The 12988-nt window shown below is 40.2% G+C and carries 11 protein-coding genes; 7 read left to right on the forward strand and 4 right to left on the reverse strand.

Annotated elements, in window-relative coordinates; all coding sequences use genetic code 11:
- Position 1: 1 nt before the first annotated feature.
- Entirely contained in the window at positions 2-463 is a 462-nt protein-coding gene (locus J0H12_02200) for a ribosome maturation factor RimP (GenBank protein ID MBN9412724.1), read from the reverse strand.
- Positions 464-1455: 992 nt separating this feature from the next.
- Between J0H12_02200 and J0H12_02205 the strand changes: the two genes are divergently transcribed.
- The 3 genes from J0H12_02205 to uvrA all read left to right on the forward strand — a co-directional run bounded on the left by J0H12_02205 (position 1456) and on the right by uvrA (position 7002).
- On the forward strand, positions 1456-2118 hold the full coding sequence (locus J0H12_02205; GenBank protein MBN9412725.1) for a glycine zipper 2TM domain-containing protein: 663 nt from the start codon (positions 1456-1458) through the stop codon (positions 2116-2118).
- A gap of 115 nt (positions 2119-2233) precedes the next feature.
- Positions 2234-4060: a translational GTPase TypA gene (gene typA / locus J0H12_02210; GenBank protein ID MBN9412726.1), complete on the forward strand. Its 1827-nt coding sequence runs from the start codon at positions 2234-2236 to the stop codon at positions 4058-4060.
- 119 nt (positions 4061-4179) lie between these two features.
- A complete protein-coding gene (gene uvrA / locus J0H12_02215) occupies positions 4180-7002 on the forward strand; it encodes an excinuclease ABC subunit UvrA (GenBank protein ID MBN9412727.1) in 2823 nt (940 codons plus the stop codon).
- A 132-nt stretch (positions 7003-7134) separates the two neighbouring features.
- Here the strand turns inward: uvrA and J0H12_02220 are convergent, their stop codons facing one another.
- Positions 7135-7305 carry a site-specific integrase gene (locus tag J0H12_02220; protein MBN9412728.1) on the reverse strand — a complete coding sequence of 57 codons (171 nt, stop codon included), beginning with the start codon at positions 7303-7305 and terminating at the stop codon, positions 7135-7137.
- A gap of 6 nt (positions 7306-7311) precedes the next feature.
- The gene (gene fsa / locus J0H12_02225) at positions 7312-7968 is read right to left on the reverse strand and encodes a fructose-6-phosphate aldolase (GenBank protein MBN9412729.1); all 657 of its coding nucleotides are present in this window, start codon (positions 7966-7968) and stop codon (positions 7312-7314) included.
- A gap of 78 nt (positions 7969-8046) precedes the next feature.
- Between fsa and priA the strand changes: the two genes are divergently transcribed.
- Positions 8047-10023 carry a primosomal protein N' gene (priA, locus tag J0H12_02230; GenBank protein ID MBN9412730.1) on the forward strand — a complete coding sequence of 659 codons (1977 nt, stop codon included), beginning with the start codon at positions 8047-8049 and terminating at the stop codon, positions 10021-10023.
- Positions 10024-10089: 66 nt separating this feature from the next.
- On the opposite strand, the gene J0H12_02235 is transcribed toward priA, so the two are convergent.
- Positions 10090-10290 (reverse strand): DUF378 domain-containing protein, encoded by a 201-nt coding sequence (locus tag J0H12_02235; protein ID MBN9412731.1) that lies wholly within the window; start codon positions 10288-10290, stop codon positions 10090-10092.
- A 257-nt stretch (positions 10291-10547) separates the two neighbouring features.
- Here J0H12_02235 and ffh point away from each other — a divergent pair, with 257 nt between their 5' ends.
- From ffh to rimM, 3 genes are read left to right on the forward strand one after another with little or no spacing between them, the layout of a single operon-like run.
- Complete coding sequence (gene ffh, locus J0H12_02240) at positions 10548-11897, forward strand: signal recognition particle protein (GenBank protein MBN9412732.1); 1350 nt, start codon at positions 10548-10550, stop codon at positions 11895-11897.
- A gap of 44 nt (positions 11898-11941) precedes the next feature.
- A complete protein-coding gene (rpsP, locus tag J0H12_02245) occupies positions 11942-12391 on the forward strand; it encodes a 30S ribosomal protein S16 (GenBank protein MBN9412733.1) in 450 nt (149 codons plus the stop codon).
- A gap of 56 nt (positions 12392-12447) precedes the next feature.
- Positions 12448-12987: a 16S rRNA processing protein RimM gene (gene rimM, locus J0H12_02250; GenBank protein MBN9412734.1), complete on the forward strand. Its 540-nt coding sequence runs from the start codon at positions 12448-12450 to the stop codon at positions 12985-12987.
- The last annotated feature ends 1 nt before the right edge of the window (position 12988 follow it).

The raw sequence follows: 12988 nt of genomic DNA on the forward strand, positions 1-12988 counted from the left end.
ATTAAAATTGAGGGACCAATTTTGCTTTAAGAATATTGCTATAAGCAATTTCAACAATTGCTTCACTATCTTCTGATTTCAAGAAAACCATTTCTGCTTTGATTTCAGTTAAAGTTCCCTTGAAACGTTTACGCCCCTCATGAGGTACCACGGTTTCAAGTTTGATCTCTGAGCCTTGGAAGCGGATATAATCTTGTAAACTGACAAGAGGGCGATCAAGGCCAGGAGAGGTGACTTCAAGTTGGTAAGCGCTTGCAATTGGATCTTCAACATCCAAAAGAGCAGAAGTCTGCCGACTTGCTTTCACACAATCATCAATGGACAAAGCGCTTAAATCGCTTTTTTCAATCATCACTTGAAGTGTTGGACGAACTTGTCCTGAAAATTTCACTCGAACAATGTGATATCCTAAACTATTTAGGGTTGGTTCAATAATGTCTTTAATCTTATTTGTCAGTTCCATGTAGTCTTTATCCAAATAAAAAGGTGGGTTTTTTTGGACCCACCTTCATTATTTAATGTCGATATTTAAACGAAATATAGAGAATTTTTTAGGAAATGACAATAGTTTTTTCAAGATGCATATTTTGGCATTCTTTATCGTTATTCATTTTTATTTTGAAGATGCTTCCTCAATTTTTTCTATGATTCTTGATTGCGATATGGGAAGAAATTTTATTGATATTTAGGGGCATCACCTGGTTACCTGAGATCCTTAGCGCAAGGCTGAGGATGACAAGCAAGAAGTTTTTCTCTTTTTTCACTAGGCAAAAAAAGAGGTATTCACCCAAAAAGGGCGTCAAAAAAATTATTATCTTTATTAGATGGCTGCAGAAATTAAGCGAAAGGATCATGAAGATTGATCAAGTCTTCATGAGATAAAAAATTATTCCTGCCCATCTAATTATCAGAGTACCACAATTCGTTTCAAATATCAAGTTATTATTAAAGTTAAAAGTGTTTTTATTCAAAAACTTATGCTTGTAATTTGAAGAATTTAAGCCTCGAAAATAAAGTAAACTAATTTTACAAAGGATTGACAATAAGAGCAAACTAAGCATCGCTCATAGCGCAATCCTATGGAATCAATGTTGAGAGAATAAAAGAGCTGAAGAAAGATCTTATGAACCTCAAAAATTATTTTTCCTCTAATACGGATGAAAACTCAGAAACTATCGTGAATTTTCAAAAGGAATCTTAATCATCCTTCAATACTTTGGTGTGTAATTAAGGTATCATGTCTCTTTTCTCTAAATAAATGGCTTCTACATAATAACTTGATAGATGTTTCATTTTTTTCTTGTGCTAAAGCGGTATCTATGTTACGATATAAAGAATAGGAATTTGGTCGGTTCATTTATTTTTTAAGTAGAAAAAAATGAGAAAACCTGGCAAAAAGCTTATGTCTTATTATGAGGCAGGGCCTGGCAGGTTCCATAAACATATGAGGTTATTATGATTGATTTAAGTAAAAATTCATCTATGTTCCGTTCTACGGCTTATTTGATGGTGGTGTGCTCGACAGCTGCAATGCTTTCTGGATGCGCCCGCGAAATTTCATCGAATGTTTACTCTGAGAGGCACGTCGGAGAGGCCTCTAGAACTTTCCGAGGAATCGTTGTCAGTGTCCGTGAAGTTGAGGTAACAAATGCCGAAAAACTTCAAGAAAATGGAACAGGTATAGCCACAGGCGCTCTTGCTGGAGGGGTTGTAGGTCATCAGTTTGGAGCCGGTGGTGGAAATGTAGCGGCAACAGCTGCAGGCGCTATCTTAGGTGCTGTTGCGGGTGCTTATGCAGAAAAATCTCTCAGCTCTCAAAATGCTTTTGAATATATCGTTGAGCTTAGTAATGGCGAAATGAGGACAGTCGTGCAAGGGAAGGATACCCAGTATGCTCCAGGCCAACGAATTCTTTTAATCGTAGGTCAATCAGGGCGTTCACGTATTATTCCTGATAATACACCAGCTCCACAATATGCACCGGTTGCTCATTATCCTCAGCCCGCGCCGCATTACAATGCGGCCCCTCAACATCGTAATGTGGCTCCGCAGTCTCCTCAAGGCGGATATTCTAACGAGCCCGTAAGACCTAATCCAAATCTAATTCACGGATATTAGGACAAATTTAATTTTTCCTCCTGATTTTCTCAAGGAAGGTCAGGAGGAAAGATAAAACCTCTTTAAAATGAGTTTATAGAGGTTATGCTTAGCTTTTAACAATTTTAGGTAAACAATGATTCCACTTCGTAACCTTGCTATTATCGCCCACGTTGACCATGGGAAAACCACACTTGTTGACAGTTTGTTTCGTCAAAGTGGTATTTTTCGAGAGAACCAAAACGTAGCAGAACGGGCGATGGACTCAAATGATCTTGAGCGTGAGCGAGGGATTACAATTCTTGCAAAATGTACGTCGATTGTTTGGAATGATGTTCGCTTAAATATTGTGGATACCCCTGGTCACGCTGATTTTGGGGGTGAGGTGGAACGAATCCTCAGCATGGTCGATGGCGTTGTTCTTTTAGTCGATGCAGCCGAGGGCCCCATGCCACAGACAAAATTCGTGGTGATGAAAGCCTTAAAGCTTGGTTTACGTCCGATTGTTGTCGTCAATAAAGCTGATCGACCAGATGCCCGCGCTGATGAAGTTCTAAACGAAATATTTGACTTGTTTGTGACGTTAGATGCAAATGAGAAACAGCTTGATTTTCCGGTCATCTATGCGTCAGGACGTGATGGATGGGCAGCTCGTCATCTAACAGATCCTCGTGGTGATTTAACCCCCTTATTCGAAACAATTATTGACTTTATCCCTGCACCAAATGTTGATCATGAGGCGCCTTTTTCTATGTTGGTGACGACTCTAGAAGTAGATCCGTATTTGGGGCGTATTCTCACAGGACGTGTTCAGACAGGTGTTGCACGTCTTAATATGCCAGTTAAGGCGTTGAGGAACATTTCAGGAGAATCTATCGAAAATGGGCGTCTTTCAAAAATCCTTGCTTTCAGAGGATTGAAAAGAGAGCCTGTTGAAGAAGCTTTTGCAGGTGATATTATTGCTGTTGCCGGTCTTGAGCAAACAACAGTAGCGGATACCATTTGTGTTCCTGAAGTGATGAATCCTATTCCTGCATTGCCAATTGATCCTCCAACTTTAATGATGACATTTTCTATCAACGATTCTCCTCTCGCGGGACGTGAAGGGAAAAAAGTAACTTCACGTATGATTCGTGAACGTCTCTTAAGTGAAGCTGAGAGCAACGTCGCGATTCAGATAAAAGAAAGTGAAGATAAAGACTCTTTTGAAGTTGCAGGGCGAGGAGAGTTACAGTTAGGGATTCTTATTGAAACCATGCGCCGTGAAGGGTTTGAACTTTCAATTAGCCGACCTCGAGTCGTATACAAAGCAGATGAAACGACGGGCCAACGTCTTGAGCCGATTGAAGAAGTCCAAATTGATGTGGATGAAGAATTTTCAGGTGTTGTCGTTGAAAAGATGGGCTTCAGAAAAGCAGAGATGAAGGATATGCGTCCTTCAGGCGGAGGAAAGACAAGAATTACTTTCCACGCGCCGTCACGCGGCCTTATTGGGTATCAAAGTGAATTTATGACCGACACGCGTGGGACGGGTATTTTGAGTCGTCTTTTCCATTCGTATGCTCCTTATAAAGGGGCAATTGTTCAACACCGTAATGGCGTGCTTATTTCAGTTGGAGCTGGAAAAGCTGTGGCTTATGCGATCTTTAACCTTGAAGACCGCGGGATTTTCTTCATTAACCCTGGCGACGAAGTTTATGAAGGTATGGTCATTGGTGAGTATAATCGTCAACAGGATTTAGAAGTTAATCCGCTTAAAGCAAAGCAGCTCAGTAACGTTCGTGCAGCAGGTAAGGATGAGGCCATCCGGTTAACGCCGCCAAAAATTCTAACACTTGAACAAGCGCTTTCTTATATTGAGGATGATGAATTGGTTGAAGTAACGCCGAAATCAATCCGTTTGCGGAAGCGTTATTTAGATCCAAATGAGCGCAAAAGATTTAGTCGTAGTAAAGAAGAGTAGGGACTTTAATCTGACTTCCTGCGGCTTTTATTTGTTAGCTCAGTTTGACGATAATAAAGAAGTGTATGTAGTTAAAACTTGTACACTTCTGTTTTTTAACTAGCTTGAATGTGGGAAGAATGACTCTTAATACTCTTAGTATTCGCGGCGCTCGTGAACATAATTTAAAGAATGTGGATGTTGATATCCCGCGCAACAAGCTTGTGGTGATCACAGGCTTAAGTGGGTCAGGCAAATCCTCTCTTGCTTTTGATACAATTTATGCTGAAGGCCAAAGGCGTTACGTCGAAAGTCTCTCAGCTTATGCCCGTCAATTCTTAGAATTGATGCAAAAACCAGATGTTGATTCAATTGAAGGCTTGTCGCCGGCGATTTCAATTGAGCAAAAGACAACGTCGAAAAATCCTCGTTCTACAGTTGGTACAGTGACGGAAGTCTATGATTATCTGCGTCTTCTTTTCGCACGCATAGGAATTCCTTACTCGCCTGCAACAGGTCTGCCTATTGAAAGCCAAACAGTCTCACAGATGGTGGATCGGCTTATGGGGTGCCCCGAGGGAAGTCGTTGGCTTTTGTTGGCTCCCATCGTTCGAGGGCGAAAAGGGGAGTATAAAAAAGAAATTGCAGAGATGCAAAAACGAGGATTCCAAAGAATTAAAGTCGATGGAAAACTTTATGCGATTGAAGACGCTCCAGTCCTGGATAAAAAACTAAAGCACGATATTGAGATTGTTGTTGATCGTGTGGTTATTAAAGATGAAATTGCGACACGCCTTGCAGATAGTATTGAAACGGGCTTAAAGCTCGCGGAAGGGATTCTTTTTGCTGAAAATGCCGACACGGAAGAGCGGCTGACATTTTCAGAAAAATTTGCTTGCCCCGCATCAGGTTTTACGATTGAAGCTATTGAACCGCGTCTTTTTTCTTTTAATAGTCCATTTGGGGCTTGCCCGGATTGTGATGGGTTGGGAGCTCGGATTCAGTTTGATCCTCAGTTAGTTATTCCAGATCCCTTGAAAACACTTGAACAAGGAGCGATTGTTCCGTGGGCAAATTCTTTTTTTATGTATTACCTTCAAACGTTGGAATCTGTTGTAAAAGCATTTAACGAAGATATTCATACATCTTTTCAACAATTAAAAGAAGAAACGCGCGACGCCATCTTATATGGGACAAAAGGAAAAGAAATTACCATTTCAATGATGGATGGAACGAGATCTTTTCAGCAAAAGAAACCCTTTGAAGGTGTTATTCCTCACTTAGAGCGACGATATCGTGAAAGTGAAAGTAACTCGCGTCGTGAAGAGCTTGAGCGTTATCAAATGAGCAGTCCTTGTGAAGTTTGTCATAGTTATCGTCTTAAGCCAGAAGCTCTTTCGGTAAAAATAAACGAAAAACATATTGGCCAAGTGACCGAGCTTTCGGTGGCTGAAGCGGTGAGGTGGTTTGAGGGGTTGGCACCGAAGCTTACCCAAAAACAGCAAGAAATAGCCTCTCGAATTTTAAAAGAAATCAATGAGAGATTGGGATTTTTAAATAACGTTGGATTAGGTTATCTGACCTTATCACGTTCCTCGGGAACGCTATCAGGTGGAGAAAGTCAACGAATTCGGTTAGCGTCCCAAATTGGCTCTGGTTTAACGGGGGTTCTTTATGTTCTCGACGAGCCTTCGATTGGACTCCATCAGCGTGATAATGATCGTTTGCTAGAAACCTTAAGACGTCTTCGCGATTTGGAAAATACAGTCATCGTTGTTGAGCATGATGAAGATACTATTCGAGCCGCGGATTATCTTATTGATATGGGGCCTGGGGCGGGAATCCATGGGGGTGAAATTGTGTCTCAAGGAACGCCTGAGACAGTGATGACAGATCCTCAAAGCCTCACAGGAGCTTATCTTACAGGTAAAAGAACTATCGAAGTTCCAACAAAACGGCGTCAAGGGAATGGACAAGTTTTAAAAGTTAAAGGAGCGAAAGCCAATAATCTTAAAAACCTTACAGTGGATTTTCCTTTAGGGACTCTTACGTGTGTGACAGGTGTTTCAGGAGGTGGAAAATCATCTCTTGTGATTGAAACGCTTTACAAAGCAATTGCTCGTCAATTGCATGGGGCTCGAGATCTTCCTGGCGAGCATACAGCTATTGAAGGGCTTGAGGCGATCGATAAAATTATTGATATAGATCAATCCCCTATTGGACGAACACCACGATCAAACCCAGCAACGTATATTGGGGCTTTTACGTCTATTCGAGAGTGGTTTGCAGCTTTACCGGAAGCCAAGGCTAGAGGATATCAGCCTGGACGTTTTTCTTTTAACGTCAAAGGCGGTCGCTGTGAGGCTTGTGAAGGAGACGGAGTCTTAAAAATTGAAATGCACTTTCTGCCTGATGTGTATGTTGAGTGCGATCACTGTAAAGGGAAGCGTTATAATCGAGAGACCTTAGAAGTAAAATACCGTGACAAAACGATTGCTGATATTCTTGATATGAGCGTTGAAGAAGGTCTTGAATTCTTTCAAGCAACACCGTCTGTGCGGGATAAACTTGCAACTCTTCAAAAGGTAGGATTGGGATATATCCATATTGGGCAGCGTGCCACAACACTTTCAGGAGGAGAGGCGCAAAGGATAAAATTATCAAAAGAATTGTCTAAACGGGCGACAGGTCGTACGCTTTATATCTTGGATGAGCCTACGACGGGCCTTCATTTCGAAGATGTGAATAAGTTGTTAGAGGTTCTTCATTCTCTTGTGGATCAAGGAAATACAATTATTGTAATCGAACATAATCTTGAAGTGATTAAAACCGCAGATTGGGTAATTGATTTGGGACCAGAAGGGGGACATGAAGGCGGAAAGGTTGTTGGAAAAGGGACGCCTGAAGCGCTTGCAAAAATTCCAGAAAGTTATACAGGGAAATATCTTAAAAAATATCTTTAACTTATGTTTTTTTGGGAGCTTAGATGTTTTGATTTTTAAATGGGTAATGCCTGATAAGATAATTCATAAATGAACGGAACGTATAGAAGACAAAGACCTTGCGATTGGAATAGTTAAAATCTTTTTTACGGCTCAATGCGTCAGATAAGCCCCTAAATCTCTGCTATAATTTGAAACAGTGTGAAGAGAAACATCCTTTTCAACGGTGAGCCAGTTGAGCCACTCTTGTAAATAAGGTTGTAGGCTAATACTGATAATTTGGCTCGGGATAAAGGCAAAGGAGCGTGTTTCTCTTTCCACCATTTATCTCTAAAGGATCGTTTGTCCTGTTGCTTTCCAGTCTTTTAAAAAGGCTTCCAGACCTTGATCTGTTAACGGGTGATTGTAAAGTTGGCGAAACGTTTTACCTGGGAGTGTAACAACATCTGCGCCAATCTTAGCAACTTCAAGAACATGGTAAGGATGACGAACAGAGGCGGCAAGAATGGCCGTTTCGATCTCAGGATAATTATCATAGATAAGCCGGATATCTCGAATTAATTGCAATCCATCCATGCTGATATCATCAAGACGACCTAAAAAGGGGGAGATGAAGGTGGCGCCTGCCCGCGCTGCCAGAAGAGCTTGCGTTGCAGAGAAACATAAAGTAACATTCACCATGATTCCTTGAGATGATAAAGCCTTACAGGCCTTTAAGCCGTCAAAAGTAAGAGGGACTTTGATAGTGATTTGTTCGCTAATTTGCGTAAGAACAGAAGCTTCTTGCATCATTTCAGGGTAAGTCGTGGCGGTGACTTCGGCGCTGACAGGTCCTTCAACGATGGAGCAAATTTCGGCAATAACCTTTTTAATTTCCTGCCCTGATTTAGCAATTAAACTAGGATTTGTTGTGACACCAGAAATAAGACCAGAATCAGCGAGTTCGCGAATTTCCAGAATGTCAGCACTATCGAGGAAAAAATTCATAAAAGGTTCCTTTCGTTCTTTTGGCGAAAGTATAACGATAATAAAGGATAAGGGATAGAGAAATATCTTAAAAAATTAATGATGCAAAAAGTAGGTGTTCTTCTTCCAGTTCCTTTAAGTCAGGTTTATGATTATATCGTTCCTGAAGATATGTCTCTTATTGTTGGGGATATGGTATTGGTCCCCTTTGGGGCAAGGCGCCTTTATGGCGTTGTCTGGAGACTTTCTGAATTTTCAGAAACGTCAAAACCCCTAAAAGAAATCTGTGAGAAGTTTGACCTGCCGACCATTCCTTTAGCGAACTTGGAATTTATTGAATGGGTTGCAAATTATACATTAACACCTCTTGGGACCATGCTCAAATTAATGCTGAGTGCGCCTCAAGTTTTCAAAATCTTAAAACGGCAATCAAAGAAAATTGATAAAATTTTGAGCCCGCATCCTGATTTTTCTTCAGTTCATTTTTCACCGGCTCAAGAGCTAACATATCAAGACCTTAAAACACGGCTTGATCAAGGATATTCAGTTTCTGTTTTAGATGGAGTCACGGGTTCAGGAAAAACAGAGATCTATCTTGAATTAATTGCTGAGGTTTTGAGAAGACAGCAACAGGCTCTCGTCTTATTGCCTGAAATTTCTCTATCTCCTCAAATGATTGAAAGATTCGAAAAAAGATTTGGGACATCCCCTTCACTTTGGCATTCGTTGTTAACCCCAGCTCAGCGTCGAGAGACGTGGAAACAGATTATCAAAGGAGAGGCAAAGGTAATTATTGGAGCCCGCTCAGCGTTATTTCTTCCTTATTCAAACTTAGGTTTAATTGTTGTGGATGAGGAACATGAGCAAACGTATAAGCAAGATGAGGGGGCTATTTATCAAGGGCGAGATATGGCTGTCGTGCGAGCATCGCTGGATCATATTCCTGTTGTTTTAGCTTCTGCGACTCCATCTTTAGAGACGCACTATAATTGCCACCAAGGGCGTTATCATAAGGTTACGTTGGAAAGTCGATTTGGTGAGGCTTCTCTTCCTGAAATTAAAATTGTTGATTTGAAAGAATCAAAATCAAAAGAATGGATTTCAGCGCCGTTATTTGATGAAATCAATAAGATCACGTCTTCTGGAGAGCAGGCCCTTTTATTTTTGAATAGACGAGGATATGCGCCTCTCACGTTATGCAGTGCTTGTGGAACAAAAGTTGAATGTCCTTTTTGTACGGCATGGTTAGTTGATCATAGGGTACAAGGGAGGCTTGTTTGTCATTATTGTGGGCATGCAGTTGCCCAGTTAAAAGAATGTACAAGCTGTCATGCGAAAGATAGTTTTGTAGCTTGTGGGCCAGGTGTGGAGCGTCTAGCTGAAGAAGTTGCAGGACGATTTCCTCATCTTAATTACTGTATTATTTCCAGTGATATTATTTCAAACGTACAAGAATTAGACCTTGTCTTGTCAAGGATAAAAAATAATGAAGTCTCAATAATTATTGGCACTCAAATGATTGCTAAAGGTCATCATTTTCCTCATTTAACGCTTGTTGGCGTCATTGATGCAGATTTGGGGCTGCAAGGAGGGGATCTTCGAGGGAGCGAAAGGACCTATCAATTGCTTCAACAGGTAGGTGGGAGAGCTGGACGAGAGCATAAATCTGGAAAAGTCTGGCTTCAGACTTACTATCCTGACCATCCTGTTATGCAAGCCCTTGTTACTGGAGATCGAGAACAGTTCATCAGACAAGAACTTTTTATGAGAGAAAGCAATTTAATGCCGCCTTTCAGTCGTCTTGCTGCCTTAATTCTTACAGGAATGGATGAGGATCAAGTAAAGCAAGAAGCGCTTCGACTTCTGAGTGTTGTGCCTAAAGAGATGCATGTGGAGATTTTAGGGCCAGCACCAGCCCCCATTTATATGATTCGTGGACGTTATCGGTGGCGCATTCTTGTGAAGAGTCCCCGTAATTATAATTTACAGAAATTTCTGAAATTATGGCTTTATTCTGTCAAGTTACCATCTTCTATTCGTCTAAAAATTGATATCGATCCGTATAATTTTTTATAAATTATTAATCTGCAAAGTTAAAACAAAAACGGCGCTTAAAGCGCCGTTTATCATGAATGAGGTTGGTTATATGGATTTTTTAAAGGTTGTTAGTAAATAAAGTCCTGACAAAGCAATTAAGCTATAGATAAGCTTAACAAGGATAGGGAAGCTTCCAAAAAAACTTTCTACAATATTGAAATGAAAAAATCCGACAAGCCCCCAATTTATAGCTCCAATAATAACAAGTATTGTTGATATTGATGGTATTAATACTTTTGTATTCATGGCGCTTCTCCTTCTGTATTAAGAGTTTACCCGCACTTTAATTATATCATTTTTATTTGTTTTATGGATAGAAATAAATAAAATGATTAAATTATTTTATTTATGGTGAAAGAATAATTTTTTAGAAAAGATGGTTTTGATATACGTTTGATATACGGATATGCTTGACTTTTGTTAAAAGGATCTCTAGAAGAAAACATGATGTAAACGTCAGTTAGCGATATTCGCCCACTGACGCATTATTTGTTGGGTAAAGAATGTTTGATAATTTAAGCCAAAAACTTGGCGACATCTTTGATAAATTAAAAAAGAGAGGGGCTCTTAGTGAGGCTGATGTTGAAGCAGCTTTAAGAGAAATTCGTGTAGCCCTGCTTGAGGCAGATGTAGCTTTGCCTGTTGTTAAAGATTTCGTTAATCAGGTGAAAGAACGTGCTGTAGGGCAGGAAGTTATTAAAAGTATTACCCCCGGACAAATGGTTGTAAAGATTGTCCATGATCAGCTTGTTAGCGTTTTGGGAAGCGAAAATGTCGCTCTCAATCTTGCGACAAATCCGCCGGCCGTTATGATGGTTGTTGGCTTACAAGGATCCGGAAAAACAACCTCAACAGCCAAAATCGCCCGTTTTTTAAAAGTAAAAAAGAATAAAAAAATTCTTATGGCTTCTGTTGATATTTATCGTCCAGCAGCCCGAGAACAGTTAGAAATTTTAGGACGTCAAGTCGAGGTTGATACTTTAGAAATTATTGAGAAGGAAAAACCTTTAGAGATTGTTAAGCGTGCCTATAATAAAGCAAAGCTTGAGGGATATGATATTCTTTTACTCGACACGGCAGGACGTTTGCATGTCGATGAAGAGCTTATGGAAGAGTTAACAGCTTTAAAAAAAGCAGTTAATCCTATTGAGACTCTCTTAGTTGCTGATGCAATGACAGGACAAGATGCTGTTAATATTGCTCGAAATTTCCAAGAAAAGGTAGGGTTGACCGGTATTGTTCTGACAAGAATTGATGGAGATGGGCGTGGAGGTGCGGCTCTTTCAATTAAAGCAATTACGGGATGTCCAATTAAGTTATTAGGAATCGGCGAACATCTTGATCAAATAGAAGAATTTCATCCTGAGCGTATAGCAGGACGTATCCTTGATATGGGAGATGTCTTAAGTCTCGTTGAAAAAGCTGTCGAAACAATTGATCGAGAAGAAGCAGAGAAGCTTGCTCATAAAGCAAGTAAGGGTGAATTCGATCTCGATGATCTTGCGTCTCAATTGCGTCAAGTCTCAAAAATGGGTGGCATGGGGGGAGTGCTTTCAATGTTACCAGGTATGGGGAAGATGAAAGAGCGCATTCAAGATGCAGGGCTTAGTGATCAGCTTGTTAAAAGACAATTGGCAATAATAAGTTCTATGACGATAAAAGAGCGTCGTAATTATAAATTGTTAAATGGGTCTAGACGCAAGCGCATTGCTGGAGGATCTGGGACGGCAGTTGCTGATGTGAATCGTCTTTTAAAACAATTTCAAGATATGCGAGACATGATGAAAAGAATGTCGAAAGTCGGGGAAAAGGGCCTTAAAAGGCAAGGTTTAAGAGGATTGTTAGGTAAATAAAGAAGATTAATAGTTAATATCAATAGACATTAAGGAGTAAAAAGATGTCATTAAAAATTCGTTTAGCACGCGGTGGTTCAAAAAAGCGTCCTTTCTATCGAGTTGTTGTTGCAGATTCAAGAAGTCCACGTGATGGTCGTTTTATTGAGAAGGTGGGAACTTATAACCCAATTCTTGCTTCAGATCATCCACAACGTCTTGTATTGAATCAAGAGAGAGTTAAGCACTGGTTAGGTGTCGGTGCAGAACCAACAGATCGTTTGGTTCGCTTTTTTGGCCAGTTGGGGCTTGTAAAGGTATCAAAATTTAATAATCCACAAAAAGCTGCTCCGAAGAAGAAAGCACAGGAACGTATGCAAGAAGTTGCTGAAGCTGCACAGAAAGCGGCAGAAGCACAAAAAGCTGCTGAAGCAGCTGCAATTGCTGCAAAAAATGTTTCTGAAGCGCCAGCTGAACCTGCTGCAGAAACTTCAACAGAAGAAGCTAACGCTTAAAGTTATTAAAGAAGTCTCCTGGTTTAAAAGCCAGGAGCGTTTCTGGGATTTAAATCGTGAATCAATCTTCATCGCCTATTTTAATGGGAGTCGTTCACTCGGCTCATGGGATTAAGGGGCAAGTTAAAATAAAAGTGTTTGCGGCCTCGCCAACTTCTTTTTTGGAGTATGCGCATTTTATCGATAAAGAAGGTGAAAAAACATTTGTCCTTAAAGATGCTTATTTATTCAAAGAAGATATAATTGTTGCGACATTAAAAGGGATTCATGATCGAAACCAGGCGGAAAGATTAAAAGGAACCGAGTTTTATATTCCAAGAGAATTATTACCCTCAGTTGAAGAAGAAGAATATTATTATCAAGATCTAATTGGTTTAGAGGTTCACTCGCAAGCAGGTGATTCGCTGGGAATCGTTGCCTCAGTTTACAATTTTGGAAGCGGGGATTTGATTGAAATAAATCTTTCTCATTCTCGAGAAGTGGTTGTGTTACCGTTTACAAAAGAAGCTATACCTACAATTTCTATTTCAGAGAAATATCTTGTTATAAATGAAGAATTTTTAAAGCAATTTCAAACACGCAGAAAAGGCGAGTAAA

Source organism: Candidatus Paracaedimonas acanthamoebae (genome assembly GCA_017307065.1).
Classification (GTDB): Bacteria; Pseudomonadota; Alphaproteobacteria; order Caedimonadales; family Caedimonadaceae; genus Paracaedimonas; species Paracaedimonas acanthamoebae_A.